Here is a 16,143-nt window from a genome sequence, read left to right on the forward strand (position 1 = left end):
GGGATCATGCTCTAGGCGGCGGGCGCGTCGAGCTTCGGCCGGTCGGCGGCCGACAGTTCGAGGATTTTCGTCGTGTAGACGTCAGCCGCGGCCGGCCGTCCATTGGGGTACTGGCCGACCTTGTCGAGCAGCGCCAGCTGCTCTTCGATCGACGCCGGGTCGAAGGTTCCCCAGCCGTCCTTGGCCGTTGCGCCGTCGAAGGACAGTTTCAGGATCAGATTGACGGTCTTTTCTTCCCAGCCCTGGTCCATTTCGGGGTAGGCGGCGACCATTTTCTTCACTGCTTCCTGCGGGTTGGCATGCACCCAACCCCAGCCCTTGCCGACAGCGCCGATGAATTTTGCCAGCGTGTCCGCATCCTTCTCGATCGCCGCATCGGTGGCGAAATAGACATCGGCATAGGAATTCAGCCCGAGATCGCGCACCAGAAGGTCGATGCGGTCGTCGCCGACGACGCTCAACGCCTGCGTATTGGTGATCCAACCGCCAATGGCGTCGACGTCGCCACGCACCAGCGGCGCCTTGTCGAAACCGACATTGACGACGGTGACATCTGCTGGATCGATGCCGTTCTTCGACAGGATTTCGTCGATGACGAAACGCGCCGTCGGCTGGATGCCGATCTTCTTGCCCTTGAGGTCGGCTGCGCTTCGGATCGGCTTGGCCGGCTTGGAGGTGAAGGCATAGGGGCCGGTGCGGAAACCGCAGGCAATGATTTTCACCGGCACGCCGCTGGCCCGCGCCGCATAAAGCTGCGGTGTCTCGGAGAACTGGCCGAGCTGCGCCGAACCCGAGACGACCGGCGGCACGGTGGCGGAATTCGGCCCGCCGGGGCTGAACTCCACCTCGAGGCCGGCATCCTTGAAGTAGCCATTGGCGACAGCGGCAATGTCGCCGATCTGGCCGTTCGACATCAGCCAGTCATATTGGATGACGACCTTGCCGGCTGCCTTGGCGCCCGGCGTCAGCACCAACTGCATGCCAGTGGATGCAGCTGCCACGGCGGCGATGCCGGATTTCACAAAGCTGCGGCGGTTCATATCGAAATTCCCACTCATTGTTCGCTCCTGTTGCAAGAGTTTCTCTGTTCATTGCGCGCCGCTCCCGACGGCGCGGGTCGTCTACGGCTGTTCGTCGTGGTAGTCGCCGGGGCCGCCGTCGAGCCAGGCGTATAATTCCCAGAGTGTGTCGTCCGGGTCGGTGAAATAGGCGCAACGCGCGTTCCAGACATAGTTATCCGGCGGCCCGTAGAACGGCACGCCCCTGGCGCTGAGCTCGCCATGCAGACGGTCGATGTCAGCCGGCTTGTCGAGCCTTACTGCCACGCAGACCTTGTGCGCATGGCGTGGCGATCTGAGCTTCGACACACCGGTATGCTGGTTGATGTGATCGATCTCCCACGCTGCCAGCGTCACGCCCTCGCCATGGAAATCGGCAAAGCCTTCGGCGCGGCGGCGCAGCCGGAAGCCGAGTTTGTCGACATAGAAATCGATGGTCCGTCCGATGTCCTTGACCAGCAGGCAGACATCCGAAATCGCGTAGGCGCCACCGAGCGGCATGGTTATATTCCTTTGCTGGCCGGCATGCGCCGCGCCGCCGGCAGCTTGACGCCGACGCGCTCGGCCGCGCCGATGATGTGGGCGCGCATCGCCGCCTCTGCGGCTGCGGCATCGCCGGCGACCAGCGCCTCGTAGATGCGCACATGCTCGCCGACATTGATCTCAACCAGATCGTGCAGCGGGTTGGTCTGCCGCGCGTAATAGATCGAGCGGCGGATCTGCTCGCAGACGAAGGAGATGAAGGTGTGGATGTAGCTGTTGCCGGTGGCGCGCGCGATCTCGCGGTGGAATAGGAGATCGGCGTCGATGCTGCCTTCCTCCCAGCGCTCCTCGCCGCTCATGCGGTCGAGTGCGGCCTTGATGGCGTCGAGATGGTCCTGGTCGCGCCGTACGGCGGCAAGCGCGGCGGACTCGGCTTCGAGGATGCAGCGCAACTCGAACAGCCGCTCCATGTTCTGGCCTTCCCGGAGCGCCTCGCCGTCGATGCGGATCGAGGCCCGCTGCTCCGGCGCCAGCACGAAGGCGCCGATGCCCTGCCGCGCCTCGATCATGCCGTCGGCCCGCAGCTGCGCGATCGCCTCGCGCACCACATTGCGGCTGACGCCGAATTTTTCGGACAGCTCCTGTTCCGTCGGCAGCCGCGTGCCAGGGCTGAGATCGCCCGATTCGATCTCGCGGCCGAGGAAGGTCGCGACACGGTGCGGCAGCGTTTCGACAGTGCCGATGGCGGCCAATCTTTGCTTCATGGAGCGGTCTCCGTTGCCGGCAGAAGGCAGCCGGGGTTCATCAGGCCCTGCGGGTCGAGGGCATTCTTCAACGTGCCGATGAGCCGGCGATGGGCAGGCGCCAGACCTGCCATGAAGGTGCGGTGGCGGGTGCGGCCGATGCCATGCTCGGCGCTGATCGAGCCGCCGAGCGAATTGGCAATCCGGTAGAGCCCGGCGGTGATCTCTGTGCCCCGGGTGCGGTGCTCGCGCTCGTCGAGCCCTTGCGGCGGCAACACGTTGAAATGAATGTTGCCATCACCGGCGTGGCCATAGGCCAGCGGCAGCCATCCTTGATACTCCTGCGCGACAAAGCGGCGCGCCCGATCGATGAGGGCAGGGATGTCCGAAATCCGCACCGAAAGATCGGTGCGTACATGGTAGCCGCGCTTGGCCTGGCCCTCAACCAGCCCTTCGCGGATGGCCCAGAAGGATTTTGCTTGCGCGCTGCTTTCGGCAAGCACGGCATCGATGACCTGGCCGCTCCCGATGGCCTCGGCGAGGAAATCGACCAGATGGGTGCGCAGGTCGATCGCCGCGCTGGCCGATAGTTCGATCAGCACATGCACGGGAGCCTCGACCGGCGACACCGTGTTGGCGTCGATCAGACGGGCCAATGCCATGCATTCCGACCCGATGATCTCGAAGGCCGACATCAGATCGGCCGAGGCGCGGCGCGCCTGCCGAAACAGCGCAATCGCCGCCTCAAACGAGGCAACGCCGATATAGGCCGTCTCGGTCCGCACGGGTTTTGGAAACAGCTTTAGTTCGACGCCGGTGATGATGCCGAGCGTGCCTTCCGAGCCGATGAAGATCTGCTTCAGATCATAGCCGGTGTTGTTCTTGCGCAGGCCGGAAAAGCCGTTCCACAACTCGCCGTCCGGCAGCACCACTTCGAGGCCGAGCATGAGGTCGCGCGCCATGCCATAGCGCAGCACATTGATGCCGCCGGCGTTGCTCGCCGCATTGCCGCCGATCTGGCAGCTGCCTTGCGCGCCGAGCGCCAGAGGGAACAGGCAATCCTGCGCGTCGGCTGCATCCTTGATGGTTTGCAGAATGCAGCCGGCATCGGCCTGCAGCACGAAATTGTCGGTGTCGATCCGACGGATGGTGTTCAGCCGCTCGAGGCTGACGACCACGGAGTTCGCGGTGTCGATGTCGATCGCGCCGGCCACCAGGCCGGTATTGCCGCCTTGCGGGATGATGCCGAGTCCCAGCGAGGCGCACAGCCGCACCACCGCCTGAACCTCGGTCACCGAAGCCGGCCTCAGCACGGCAAGCGCTGCGCCATGATGATCGCCCGACCAGTCGCCGAGATATTTCGCCATGCCGGCGGCATCGACGGTGACGCCATTCGTTCCGACAGCACCTTGCAGAGCGCTGAGAATGTCTGGCGAAAGGGCGTGGATAGTCATTAGTGGCCGTCAAACGAGGTAGGGCTATAGGGTGATACATATCATCCTACAACTATATGAGAATCAATGAGGCTCTGCCGCGAGCGGTGGGCAGTTCAGAGGGGAGTGGTTGCGGGCGCGTTACGCTCGTGTGTGCATTCACCACGGGTGGTCCGTCTGGCGCAGGGATAAGCCGGGTCGCAGGAATCAGTCGGGACGGGAACGTTTCAGGTGAGAATAGGGTGCCAACCTACAGATACTGCTCGACCTTCTTGCCGACCGTCAGGAAGCGCAGCGGGTCGATGGCTTCGCCATTGTGGCGGACTTCGTAGTGCAGATGCGGACCTGTCGAGCGGCCGCTGCTGCCGGTCTTGCCGACGATCTCTCCGGCCGCGAGCTTCTGGCCGACGGCCACATCGATTTCGCTCAAATGCCCATAGCGGGTGGCAAAGCCGTTGCCGTGGTCGACCTCGACCATGCGGCCATAGCCGCCGTTCCAGCCGGCTTTGGTGACAACACCCGCAGCCGTGACCTTGGCCGCCATGCCGACCGGCGCGCGGAAATCCATGCCCGAATGCAGGGCGGCGGTGCCGAGAATGGGGTCGGTGCGCACGCCGAACGGGCTGGTGACGGAGTGGCCGGGCGCGGGATTGGCGAGGGGCAGGCGCCGTGCCTCTTTCTTCAACTGGTCGAGCGTATCCAGCGCCTCGTCGAGTTCCTTGACCTTGCTGTCGAACATCATCGAGGAGTCCAGCGGGATCAGCGGCCCGCCGACATCGCTTTCGTTTTTGCCGAAATCGCTGTCGACCGGCAGGCCGGCCGCCTCAAGCGCCTGGGTGATGGCATCGGCGTTCTTGTAGGCATTGTCGGCAAGCGTGGCGATGCGGGTGAGCTGCTGTGTCTCGATATTCTTCAGCGATTCGTTGATCGAGACGAACAGTTTGTCGGCACGGTCGGCCGCCGTTTCGCTGGGCTGCGGATCGGAGCGGGTCGACCACAGCGAGAACGGCCTGGTGTCGCCTGAGCCGAGGCTGGCGACCGAATAGGCCAGAGGCTCGCCGCCGGTCAGTTCGGCATGCTCGTCGGGCTTTGCCGCCACATCCGCGGCGGGCGGCGTCCCGACTTCATTTTCGGCCCGTTCCAGAATCGGGCCGAGGCGGCCATGGCGCTGGCTGAGCTGGCTCTGTCGCTCGAGCAATTCGCTGACCTTGGTTTCCATCAGTTTCTGATCGAGAAGCTGGCGGCTGGTGATCCGGTCGACCTGCGCTCGCAATGCCGAGATGCGATCCTCATAGGCCTGCTGCATGCGCGCCTGTCTGGCCGTGGTGGCGCCGATCAGATCGTCGCGCAGCACCAGATAGGAGGTCGCCATCAGGTAGCCGATGGCGATTGCCGCCAGTGCCGAGCCGAGAAACGCGACAAGCCACGGACGGATGGTGAAATGTCGTATTTCATTGCCCCGCGCAATGATGACGGTGTGGGGCTCCTTGCGCCTGCCGAAGACCGCTGACTGACCGGTTGGGTTCACGGGACCAAGCTTTCGTTACGACACCAACGAAGCCCGATTACACATTATTAGGGTTAACAAAGTTTTGCCGTGGGCGTCGGGCCGGCAGGGATTGCGTAAGACGAGCGGCGAGATCGCGGTGCATCAGAGCGCGCGCACCGCCTCCAGCACCGCTTCGGCGTGGCCCTTCACGCGGACCTTGCGCCAGATGCCGGCAATCCGGCCGTCCTTGCCGATCAGGAACGTTGCCCGTTCGACGCCCATATAGTTGCGGCCATACATCGTTTTCTCGACCCACAGACTGTAGGCCTCGATCACCTTGCGCTCCTCGTCAGCAACCAGGTCGACCGTGAGATCGTATTTGGTTTTGAACTTGTCGTGTTTTTTGACGCTGTCCGGCGACAGGCCGATCACGACGGCGCCGGCCTTCTCGAACTCCGGCTTCAGCTGCGAAAAGCTGATCGCCTCGTTGGTGCAACTTGTGGTGTCGTCCTGCGGATAGAAGTAAAGTACGACGGGTTTTCCGCGCAACGCGGCAAGGCTGAGCGAGCCGCCGCCATCGCGCGGAAGGTCGAATTGCGGAGCAGCGTCGCCAATGTCGAGATCAGCCATATCGATGCCCTTGTTTGAGGTTACGCGGCCCTGAATCAAAGAGATAGAGCATGATGCCTGGACAAACGGAAACCGTTTGTCCGAGAAAACCGCATCACACTTTTCGGCATCATGCTCTAGGCTGCATCGTTATAGTGTCGAGCGGGGACTCGTCCACGATCGAATTCGTACAACGGAAAATTGCGTGGATCAGGAAGAACCGCAGCACGAGAAAATCCGGTTCAGGCGTGACGAGATCACCGACCTGGGGACTTTCCCGTCTGCCTGCCGCGTGCCGCCGCTGGGCAAGGCACGCATCGGCCGCGGCTTTCGCATCCTTGCCCGCCTGTTTGCCGGCGTCGCGGCCCTGGTGCTGCTGGCCGCCGCCGTCGTCTATGTCATCGGCGCCACCGGCATCGGCAGCGAGCGGCTGCGGGCGGAAGCCGAAACGGCGATCGAGAAACTCGCCGGTTTCGACGTCAATGTCGCCGTCGGCCCGGCCCGCCTGACACTGGACGGGTCGAGCTTCATTGCGCTGCAGGTCAAGGACGTCAGCGTCAAGACCGCCGACGGCAAGCCAATGGCCGATGCCGGGCGCGTCCGTTTCGGCATCCGGCTGATCCCGTTGTTTTCGGGCGAGGTGCGGCTGACCAGCGCCAGGATTTCCGATGCCCATATTGTCACCGCGGCAATGCCGTCGGGCGGCGACTGGACGGCCGCGCTGCGCAATCAAGACGGCCTCATCGATCCGGAAAAGCTGGCCGCCGCTGTCTTCGGCCACGTCAACCATGCGCTCGATGCCGTGCGCGAGGATTCGATGCGCCGCATCGACCTCAAAAATGTCCAGTTCGAACTGCCCGAGGCTGGCTCGGTCAAGCTGGTCAACATTGCCAATGCCACCGTGCTGCAGTCGGGCCCGGGCAGGATGGAGTTCTCGTCCAACGCGGATATCGATGGCCGGGCACTCACGGTCACCGCCACCGCTACCCGCGATACGACCTCCCTGCGGGTCACTGCGTTGAATGCGGCCATCGACATGGCGGCCATCCCAGAGACAACGCCAGAGGCCGGTGGGAAAACCGGCGCGATCGCTTTGAGGCTGACGGGGACAGAAGGCTCGGGCGAGAGCGATTCCCGACTGACGGCCTCATTGTCGCTAACCGGCTCGGTGCTCGACCTCGGCACACGCGGGCTGTTGCCGGCCGATGTCGATGTCGACGCCACGCTTGTCTCCGGCTCCAACAAGATCGATGTCGGCAGGCTGGTTTTGAAGACCGGGCGCTCAACTTTCAATTTCGCCGGCTCGATCGGGCCAAAGCCGCCGACCGGTGCGGCCGGTGAGGAGCCTTCTTACCGCTACGACCTCACCAGCGACGGCTCGACGATGGCGCCGGCGGAATCGCCCGAGCCGGCGCTGAATTTCTTCGCCCGCATCGCCGGCGTCTATCAGGTCAAAAGCCGCAAGCTCGTCGCCGAGCAGATCGGCGTCAGGTCGGGATCGGGCAGCGAGGTGCTGGGCACAGCCGCACTTGCCTTCATCGACAACGGGCCGCCGGGCATTTCGCTGTCGCTCAATGTCCACGACATGCCGGTCTCGCATGTCAAGCAATTGTGGCCCTGGTTTTCAGCCAAGAATGCCCGGCTGTGGGTGTTGCGGAACCTGTTTGGCGGCCGCGTCGTCGACGCCAACCTGCAGTTCCAGGTCGCGCCGGGGCGGCTCGGCAACGGCGTGCCGCTTTCGGCTGACGAGGTCTTCGGCAGGTTCCAGGTCGAGGGCTCGCGCTTCGACACCGCCGGGCGCATCCCGCCGATCCGCGATGCCATTGGCGTGGTCTCCTTCCACGGCAACGATGTCGACATCGCGCTGTCCTCGGGCAGCGTCTATATGCCGAGCGGCCGCACCGTGGCGGCAAGCAATGGCACGCTGGCGGTGAAGGCGGCGAACCACCCGCCGGTGATCGGCGCGCTCGAAATCGACGTCGCCGGCGAAGCGCCGGCCATCGCCGAGCTCGCTTCCTATGAGCCGATCAACGCCATGCGCCATGTCGGCATTGCGCCTGACGACCTGTCCGGCACGGTGACCGGCCACGTCAAGGCCGACATCCCGCTGCAGTCTGGCGTAGACACTTCGAAGCTCGATTGGCTGGTGTCGCTCGACTATCAAAACCTGTCGCTCGCCAAGCCCTTTGAGGACCAGACAGTGACCGATGCCGACGGCTCGATCGAGGTCGGGCCCGACAAGGCGGTGATCTCGGCCGACGCGAAGCTGAACGGCATTCCGGCCGAGCTCGATCTGGTCGAGCCGCTCAGGGATGACGGACCGCCGCGCAGCCGCAAAGTGGCGCTTGTGCTTGACGACAAGACGCGTGCCGTCGCCATGCCCGGCCTGTCGCCGCTGATTTCCGGCACCATCAAGGTGGCGATCGACAAGAGCGGTGAAGGCGGCAGCCAGAACGTCGCGGTCGACCTGACCAGCGCCAGGCTCGACATTCCCTGGGCCGGCTGGAGCAAGGGGTCGGGCATCCCTGCCAAAGCCACTTTCACCATGGCCAAGTCCGGCGATACGACAACGCTGTCCGACTTCGACCTCGATGGAAAGAGTTTTTCGGTCAACGGCGATGTCGTCCTGGTCAAGGGCGCGCTGTCCTCGGCCCGCTTCAGCAAGGTCGCTTTGAACCGGGGCGACGACGTTGCCGTGACGGTGAAGCGGTCGGGCAAGGGCTTTGCCGTCGACGTCAGCGGCAATGCGCTCGATGCCCGCGCGCTGATCAAGCAGTTCACCTCCGACGTCGACACCGCCACCAAGACCACCGGCACGGATGCGGTTTCGGTCAGCGCCGATATCAATTCGCTGACCGGGTTCCACGACGAGGTCCTGTCCAATCTGAAGCTCGACTACAGCGCCGCCGGGTCCAGGGTGAACGGGCTCAAGGTCAGCGCGACGGCAAGTTCAGGTGCTGCCATCACCATCAGCAACACCGCGGGCAACGGCGCACGGGCGCTCAACATGAAGTCGGCAGACGCTGGCGCCATATTGCGCTTCCTCAACATCTACGAACACATGGAAGGCGGCTCGATCACGCTGGCGCTCAGCGGCGCGGCCGACGGGCCGATGCGGGGTCAGGTCGATTCCAGCAACTTCTTCATCGTCAATGAACCGAAGCTCGCCTCGATCGTCTCCACCACGCCGGTGGGCGACAGCCGCAGCCTGAACGAAGCGGTCAAAGGCAAGATCGACACCTCGCGCGTGAAATTCGAGCGCGGCTTTACCGAGATCGACAAGGGACCCGGTTACCTGAAGCTGGCCAATGGTGTACTGCGCGGCCCGCGCATCGGCACCACTTTCCAGGGCACGCTCTACGATCAGAACAACAATATGGACATGACCGGCACGTTCATGCCGGCCTATGGCCTCAACCGCATCTTCGGTGAATTGCCGCTGGTCGGCGCTCTGCTCGGCAATGGCCGCGACCGCGGCCTGATCGGCGTCACCTACCGGCTCAAGGGCAACGCCAACAAGCCGGTTCTGGACATCAACCCGCTATCGGTGATCGCCCCGGGCATTTTCCGGTCGATCTTCGAATATCGCTAGCACGAACAGTCGCCGAAAGACCGAACTAGATTCTAGGCGGGTGCACGTTCGCCCTGACCGCGTTCGCGCCTGAGGCCCGGTGCGGATTTTCGCGCAGTCATCCGTCCGTCTATCGGGCGACGTTCCAGGATCACCAGTTGTTGCATCGGTCGCCGCTTGAAGAAGGAGATGATGCGCGCCATGCTTCCCATCAGATGGTTGCGTCGTATCTTCGCTGGGGCCTCCCGTACCTGGATTTGCTCAAACCCCCATCGTGAATAGGCGTTGGCGTTGGGCACGGCCGTGATCAGCCAAATGGGCTTCTGATCGTCGGCAAGCAGCGTATCGATCAGCCGCGAAGCGATCCCATGGCTTCGCGCTTCCTTGGTGACGACGAGCGAGCCGAGTTCGCGCGAGCCATCGGTATGTTTGCGGATCTGCACCGCACCAATGACACGGTCCTTGGCTACCGCTACCATAAAGTTTGGCCAATTGATGCCGGTTGGGTTCAGGCGTTCGGAGCGCACCAAGGCACGAATTGCCTGGTGGTCCCGCTCCGTCGCGCGACGAATGACAACGGCCGTCTGATCCATGAGGATGCCTCCTGCGCGCGATCCGGTCGCGCTTCGGCGGCAGGAAGTAGCAAGAGATGTGTTTCAGCCAAATGTCGTTACGGCCGACCTTATGTTTCCGCCTGATGTTGTCCGGTCAGGCCGGGCGCACCAGAACGTGCTTTTTCTTGCCCAATGACAGCTTTGCGACGTTTTCCGGACTCAGATCCTGAGGCGTCACCATCCGCCGGTCGTCCGCAACCGGCTGATCGTTGAGGCGCACGGCGCCACCCTGTATGTGCCGGCGCGCCTCGCCGTTGGACCCGGCAAGGCCTGCGGTGACCAGCAGCGACAGAATGCCGATGCCGGTCTCCAGCGCCGCGCCGTCCACCTCGACTGTCGGCAGGGTTTCGGCGGTCACGCCCTCCTCGAACGTCTTGCGCGCCGTCTCGCTGGCAGTCTCGGCCGCGCCGCGGCCATGCAGCATGGCGGTGATCTCGGTGGCGAGGATCTTCTTCGCCTCGTTGATCTCCGAGCCGCCGAGCTTCGCCAGGCGCGCCACCTCGTCCAGAGGCAGCGTCGTGTAGAGTTTCAGGAAGCGGCCGACATCGGCGTCCTCGGTGTTGCGCCAGTACTGCCAGAACTCGTAAGGCGAGAGCATGTCGCTATCGAGCCAGATCGCGCCCGAGGCGGATTTGCCCATCTTGGCGCCGGACGAGGTGGTGAGCAGCGGCGTCGTCATGGCGAAGAGCTGCACGCCCTCCATGCGGTGCCCGAGGTCGATGCCGTTGACAATGTTGCCCCACTGGTCCGAGCCGCCCATCTGCAACCGGCAGCCGACGCGCTTGTAGAGCTCGACGAAGTCGTAGGCCTGCAGGATCATGTAGTTGAATTCGAGGAAGGACAGCGACTGCTCGCGGTCGAGCCTGAGCTTCACGGAATCGAAGGCCAGCATGCGGTTGACGGAGAAATGCCGGCCGACATCGCGCAGGAAGTTGACGTAGTTGATCTGCATCAGCCAGTCGGCGTTGTTGACCATGACCGCATCGCCCGGACCGCTGCCGAACTGCAGGTAAGGCGCGAAATTGCGGCGGATGCCGACGAGATTGTTATCGATGTCCTGCGGGGTGAGCAGCTTGCGTGCCTCGTCCTTGAAGGACGGGTCGCCGATCATCGAGGTGCCGCCGCCCATAAGCGCGATCGGCCGGTGGCCGGTCTGCTGCAGCCAATGCAGCATCATGATCTGGATCAGCGAGCCGGCATGCAGGCTTTTGGCGGTGGCGTCGAAGCCGATATAGGCGCTCACCGTTTCCTTGGCGAAAAGCTGGTCCAGCCCGGTCTCATCGGAGATCTGGTGGATGAAACCGCGCTCGCTCATGATGCGCAGGAAATCGGATTTGAAGGCGGACATTTTTTCTTCCTGAAAGCGCCAGGCCCCAACCGCCCGGCGTGATATGAACGCGGGCGTTTAGCATCCAAGCGCGATCAGCAAAAGTGGTTTCCGGTTTTGCGTTCGATCGCGCGCCAAATCAAAGGGTCGCGATCAGCAAAAGTGGTTTCCGGTTTTGCGTTCGATCGCGCGCCAAATCGAAGGCCGCGATCAGCAAGGGGGAATCCGGTTTTCACGTCCGCGTGCAAGACGTCCGCTATGCTTGCTTCATCGTGCCGGCTGGCGTAATGAGGCGCCGCGCCAACGGGTTCTTGCAACCTTCGATCCGATGGAACGGCACCGCACGGCATCCACCAAAATGCCATATCCTGTGACAGAGCCCGACGCGACATATGCCGGACGCATTGATATCCATCGTCATTCCTTGCCGCAACGAGGCGGCGAACCTGCCGCTTCTGATCGACGAGATCGAGGCTGCCATGACCGGGCGCGACTTCGAAATCATCATCGTCAATGACGGTTCGACCGACGACACGGCTTCGGTGCTTGCCGCCGAGGCGGCCAAACGCCCATTTCCGCTCCGCCAGCTGCGTCACGAAAAATCCGCCGGCCAGTCGCTTTCGGTGCGCTCCGGCGCCTGGGCGGCGCGCGGCGCCATCGTCGCCACCATCGACGGCGATGGCCAGAACGACCCGCAATATATCCCGGTGCTGGTCGATGCGCTGCGTCAGGCCGGGCCCGATTTCGGCGCCGCGCAAGGGCAGCGGCTGAAGCGCCGCGACAGCAAGATCAAGCAATTGGCATCGCGTTTCGCCAACTGGCTGCGTGGCGCGATCCTGCATGACGACACCCGCGACACCGGTTGCGGCCTGAAGGCGATCCATACCGATATCCTGCGCAAACTGCCGTTCTTCGACGGCACGCATCGTTTTGTGCCGGCGCTGGTCATACAGGAAGGTTTTCGCGTCGTGCACTGCGACGTCGTCGACCGCTCCCGCCGCCACGGCAAGTCGAATTACGGCATCTTCGACCGTGGCCTGCAGGGCGTGCTCGATCTCGCCGGCGTCTGGTGGCTTCGGCGCAGGCGCCGCAGAATGCCAAAGGTAGAGGAAATCACGCATGGCTAACGTGTTTCAGGAATTGGCGACCTGGCTGCATCAGGTGTTCGTTAAACAGTTCGACGCCTGGATCCTGCTCGGCTTCGTCGCCCAGTTTTTCTTCACCATGCGCTTCGTCGTGCAGTGGCTCGCTTCGGAAAAGGCCAAGCGCAGCGTGGTGCCGGTCGCTTTCTGGTTCTTTTCGCTGTTCGGCGGCGGCCTGTTGCTGGTCTACGCCATCCAGCGCCAGGACCCGGTGTTCATCGCCGGCCAGGCGATGGGCATGTTCATCTACGTCAGAAATCTCTGGCTCATCGCCAATGAGCGCAAGGCGGCGATGACCAAGGTCGATTGAGCGGCGCCCAAAATCCAACCCTGTCTGGTGTGAAATGAGCAGGAACTACCTTTTTCTCTTCCTGTTCAGCCTGATGATGACGGCGTCGGGGCTCGCTTCCATGCCGCCGCTCGACCGCGACGAGCCGCGCTTCGTCCAGGCCACCAAGCAGATGGCCGAAACCGGGGACTATGTCGACATCCGGTTCCAGGAGGCGTCGCGCTACCAGAAGCCGATCGGCATCTACTGGCTGCAATCGGCGGCGGTAACGCTGAGCGGCGAGGGCGCGCAGGCGCCGATCTGGGTCTACCGGCTGGTCTCGGCGCTGGGCATCGCCATCGCCGTTGTCGCGATTGCCTGGACGGGAGCCAATCTGTTCAGCGCCAATGCCGGCCTGGCCGCCGGCCTCATCATGGCGGCGATTTTTGCCACCGCTTTCGAAGGCCGCGACGCCAAGACCGACGCCATACTGCTCGCCTGTTGCGTTCTGGCGCAAGGCGCGCTGGCGCAGGTCTATTTGGCATCACGCCGCAACGAGACCGTCGCCGGCCATCTGCCGTGGGTTTTCTGGGCCGCGCAAGGCGCGGCGATCCTCATCAAAGGGCCGATAGCGCCATTGCTCTCGGCGCTGACGGTGCTGACCTTGGTTGCTTTCGAGCGCGACTGGCGCTGGCTGGCGAAGCTGAAAACGGGGCGCGGGCTGATTCTGGTGGTCTTGATCGTGCTGCCGTGGCTTGCCCTCATCACCTGGAAAAGCCACGGCGCCTTCCTGCAGCAGGCGGTGGGCAAGGATATGCTAGGCAAGGTCGCGCAAGGCGAGGAATCGCACGGCATTCCGCCCGGCTTCTACGTGCTGACCTATTCGCTGTTCATGTGGCCGTTCGGCCTGATGGCGGTCGGCGCCGGGCTGCAAGCGCTCAATCGCCTGCGCGACGATCCGCGCCTGCGCTTCTGCCTCGCCTGGTACATCCCGTTCTGGCTCGTCTTCGAACTGATCCCGACCAAACTGCCGCATTATGTGCTGCCGGCCTATCCCGGCATGGCGCTGATGGTCGGCTGGCTTTTGACATTGCAGCCGCAGGACGCGAATGCGCCGCTCAGGCGCTGGCAAAACTGGCTGTGGTGGTCCACGGCATTCGGTCTGGCCGTGGTCAGCCTCGGTCTGGCGGCGGTCTGCATTGGAGCGCCCCTCTATCTGACGCATGCCTTCTCATGGTGGAGTGTGCCAGCCGCCGCGGCGGCCCTTGGCGCCGGATATCTCGCCTTTTCGCGCCGGCTGCAGGTGCCGCTCGTCCGCATCGGCGCGACAGCGGTTTGCGCCGGTATAACCTACGCCCTGCTGTTCGGTGTCATCGTCCCGTCACTGAAACCGATTTGGATGAGCCGGGAAATCGAGGCGGCGGTTCGCGCCGATCGTCCGTGTGAGACGAGCGTACTCGCCTCCGCTGAATATCACGAACCGAGCCTGGTATTTTTGGTAGGCACAAAGACGGTACTGACCGATGTCGACGGGGTTGCGCAACATCTGCTTGACGACCCGGCCTGTGCGCTGGGCCTGGCGCCCGTCGGTGACGAGCAAAAGCTGGATGACCTGCTGGCAGGGCAGGGCAAGAAGGCCAGCCGCGTCGCCGAGATCGATGGTATCAACTATTCGTCAGGTGATGAATTGTCGCTTGGCCTGTACCGTGTGGCGAACTGATACCTCTTCGATGATCGCTTCGAGCCCCGCATGTTGATGAAGTCGCCATCGCCGGCGCGTGCAGGGGTGCCTGCCAGGCTCCGGCAGTCTCTGGACAATTTCCGCGATACGTTTCGGATCGTGCGGCGGCGCCTGGCGACGCGGCCTGCCCGCTACCCGAAAATCCTGTGGTCTGTCTGGGCTTTGGCCTGGCTTTTGCTGACGATCGCGGTTTCGATCCGTTTTGACGACGCGGCAGGAGCCATGGTGAGGCAGTGGTCGCCCGGCTTCAAACGCTTCACAGGCTTTTTCACCGTCTTCGGCCTGGGTGGCTGGTACCTCATCCCGTCGGCACTGGTGCTGATTGTCGCGAATCTGACGGATTGGCGCGGTCTTTCCAGGCGTGCGCGGATGACCCTCTACAACTGGACCTGCTTTGCTTTCATGGTGCTGGGTTCGATCGCGGCGTCCGCCCTGGTCGTCAATGCGCTGAAATACGGCGTGGGAAGAGCCAGGCCGATGAATTTCAGCAAGCTCGGCGATCTTTCGCTGCATCCTTTTGCCATGGAGGCGAGCTTTGCCAGCTTCCCCTCCGGCCATGCCACGACGATGGGCGTCATTTTCGGACTGGCGTTGCTGATGTTACCGCAGCGCAAATGGATGCTGCTGGCCGGGACCTTGGCTGTCGCGTCGACCCGGATTTTTGTCGGCGCGCATTATCCAAGCGATACCGTCGCCGGCTTTGGCCTCGGCTGCGCCGTTGCCGTCGGCTGCGCGCTGGCCTTTACCCGGCTGGGGTTCATCTTCCGCCACAGGACAGCCGGATTGCCGGTGCCGAAAATAACATTTCACCTGTTCCGACGCTCCGGAAGACCGCACCGCGAGCGCGTCACGCAGTAGAAGGCGTATTATCGGCGCTGTGCCCGCATTGCAGAGCCGCTTGGCTATTTGCCGTCGATGCCGCCCCAACTCCGCACCAGCCGTGCCATATCAGGCGCGCCGGCGGCTTCCTTTTCCAACCCTTCGGCGACACCGACGCGGTCGGCGACAGGGCGGTTCTGGCTGACCTTCCACTTGCCGCTGATCGCGGCGATCTCGATCTCCAGCCCGATGATGCCCTTGATCTGCGACTGGATGAAGGTCGGCGGCGCGTCGGTCACCGCCCAGGGCTCCTTGCGGGCGCCTTCCTGCGACAGCGTCAGATCGGAAATCTGCTGCGCGATCCAGGCGGAATCATCGATCACCTTGACCGTTCCGCGCACCTGGACGATGGCATAGTTCCAGGTCGGAACGACCTTGCCTGTCTCGCGCTTGGTCTCGTACCAGGACGGCGTCACATAGGCATCGGCGCCCTGAAAGACGACCAGCACGGCCGATGCCGGATTGTCGGCCAGCAGGCGCCATTGCGGGTTGGCCTTGGCCAGATGCGCGCGCAGCCTGCCGTTCGGCCCCGCCTCGGCGTCGAGCAGGAACGGAATGGCGTTGGCGATGGGGCCGTCACTGCCGTTGGAGATCAGCAATCCCAGCGGGTGCGAGCGGATCAACCCGTGCAGGACGTCCTGGCGCGTCTCTACGAAATGAGGAGGTTGGTACATGATCGGTCACGCCTTCTTCGGCTGCTGAACCGGTATTGTGCACCGTTCAGCCAAGCCGCGCCACATGTCAGGCGCGCCTTACCATATGGATCAGCCGAAACGGTATTGTCGC

Annotated in this window: 14 protein-coding genes; 5 read left to right on the forward strand and 9 right to left on the reverse strand. The window is 63.4% G+C overall.

Annotated features, from left to right (window positions below; genetic code table 11):
• Window positions 1-11 precede the first annotated feature (11 nt).
• The 6 genes from ACWGTO_RS17830 to ACWGTO_RS17855 all read right to left on the reverse strand — a co-directional run bounded on the left by ACWGTO_RS17830 (window position 12) and on the right by ACWGTO_RS17855 (window position 5,836).
• A complete protein-coding gene (locus ACWGTO_RS17830) occupies window positions 12-1,040 on the reverse strand; it encodes an ABC transporter substrate-binding protein (RefSeq protein WP_454576272.1) in 1,029 nt (342 codons plus the stop codon).
• A gap of 81 nt (window positions 1,041-1,121) precedes the next feature.
• Window positions 1,122-1,559 carry a VOC family protein gene (locus tag ACWGTO_RS17835; RefSeq protein ID WP_454576123.1) on the reverse strand — a complete coding sequence of 146 codons (438 nt, stop codon included), beginning with the start codon at window positions 1,557-1,559 and terminating at the stop codon, window positions 1,122-1,124.
• 2 nt (window positions 1,560-1,561) lie between these two features.
• Window positions 1,562-2,305, reverse strand: coding sequence for a FadR/GntR family transcriptional regulator (locus ACWGTO_RS17840; protein ID WP_454576124.1), 744 nt, complete (start codon window positions 2,303-2,305; stop codon window positions 1,562-1,564).
• Window positions 2,302-3,738, reverse strand: a complete 1,437-nt coding sequence (locus ACWGTO_RS17845; protein WP_454576125.1) for an FAD-binding oxidoreductase — start codon at window positions 3,736-3,738, stop codon at window positions 2,302-2,304. Before ACWGTO_RS17845 ends, ACWGTO_RS17840 begins: the two co-directional genes overlap by 4 nt.
• Window positions 3,739-3,967: 229 nt before the next feature.
• Window positions 3,968-5,245: a peptidoglycan DD-metalloendopeptidase family protein gene (locus tag ACWGTO_RS17850; RefSeq protein ID WP_454576126.1), complete on the reverse strand. Its 1,278-nt coding sequence runs from the start codon at window positions 5,243-5,245 to the stop codon at window positions 3,968-3,970.
• A 123-nt stretch (window positions 5,246-5,368) separates the two neighbouring features.
• Window positions 5,369-5,836 carry a peroxiredoxin gene (locus tag ACWGTO_RS17855; RefSeq protein ID WP_454576127.1) on the reverse strand — a complete coding sequence of 156 codons (468 nt, stop codon included), beginning with the start codon at window positions 5,834-5,836 and terminating at the stop codon, window positions 5,369-5,371.
• Window positions 5,837-6,020: 184 nt separating this feature from the next.
• On the opposite strand from ACWGTO_RS17855, the gene ACWGTO_RS17860 reads away from it, so the two are divergent.
• Window positions 6,021-9,407 carry a hypothetical protein gene (locus ACWGTO_RS17860; RefSeq protein WP_454576128.1) on the forward strand — a complete coding sequence of 1,129 codons (3,387 nt, stop codon included), beginning with the start codon at window positions 6,021-6,023 and terminating at the stop codon, window positions 9,405-9,407.
• Between the two features lie 32 nt (window positions 9,408-9,439).
• Here the strand turns inward: ACWGTO_RS17860 and ACWGTO_RS17865 are convergent, their stop codons facing one another.
• Both ACWGTO_RS17865 and tyrS read right to left on the reverse strand, forming a co-directional pair.
• Window positions 9,440-9,979 carry a GNAT family N-acetyltransferase gene (locus ACWGTO_RS17865; RefSeq protein ID WP_454576129.1) on the reverse strand — a complete coding sequence of 180 codons (540 nt, stop codon included), beginning with the start codon at window positions 9,977-9,979 and terminating at the stop codon, window positions 9,440-9,442.
• A 115-nt stretch (window positions 9,980-10,094) separates the two neighbouring features.
• Entirely contained in the window at window positions 10,095-11,348 is a 1,254-nt protein-coding gene (tyrS, locus tag ACWGTO_RS17870; RefSeq protein WP_454576130.1) for a tyrosine--tRNA ligase, read from the reverse strand.
• Between the two features lie 371 nt (window positions 11,349-11,719).
• Here tyrS and ACWGTO_RS17875 point away from each other — a divergent pair, with 371 nt between their 5' ends.
• The 4 genes from ACWGTO_RS17875 to ACWGTO_RS17890 are packed head-to-tail and all read left to right on the forward strand — an operon-like array spanning window position 11,720 to window position 15,336.
• Complete coding sequence (locus tag ACWGTO_RS17875) at window positions 11,720-12,454, forward strand: glycosyltransferase family 2 protein (RefSeq protein ID WP_454576131.1); 735 nt, start codon at window positions 11,720-11,722, stop codon at window positions 12,452-12,454.
• A complete protein-coding gene (locus ACWGTO_RS17880) occupies window positions 12,447-12,779 on the forward strand; it encodes a lipid-A-disaccharide synthase N-terminal domain-containing protein (protein ID WP_454576132.1) in 333 nt (110 codons plus the stop codon). Before ACWGTO_RS17875 ends, ACWGTO_RS17880 begins: the two co-directional genes overlap by 8 nt.
• A gap of 34 nt (window positions 12,780-12,813) precedes the next feature.
• On the forward strand, window positions 12,814-14,457 hold the full coding sequence (locus ACWGTO_RS17885; RefSeq protein WP_454576133.1) for an ArnT family glycosyltransferase: 1,644 nt from the start codon (window positions 12,814-12,816) through the stop codon (window positions 14,455-14,457).
• 30 nt (window positions 14,458-14,487) lie between these two features.
• Window positions 14,488-15,336 (forward strand): phosphatase PAP2 family protein, encoded by an 849-nt coding sequence (locus ACWGTO_RS17890; protein WP_454576134.1) that lies wholly within the window; start codon window positions 14,488-14,490, stop codon window positions 15,334-15,336.
• Window positions 15,337-15,380: 44 nt separating this feature from the next.
• On the opposite strand, the gene ACWGTO_RS17895 is transcribed toward ACWGTO_RS17890, so the two are convergent.
• Window positions 15,381-16,031: an FMN-binding negative transcriptional regulator gene (locus ACWGTO_RS17895; RefSeq protein ID WP_454576135.1), complete on the reverse strand. Its 651-nt coding sequence runs from the start codon at window positions 16,029-16,031 to the stop codon at window positions 15,381-15,383.
• Between the last annotated feature and the right edge of the window lie 112 nt (window positions 16,032-16,143).

This window comes from Mesorhizobium sp. PL10 (assembly GCF_053714315.1).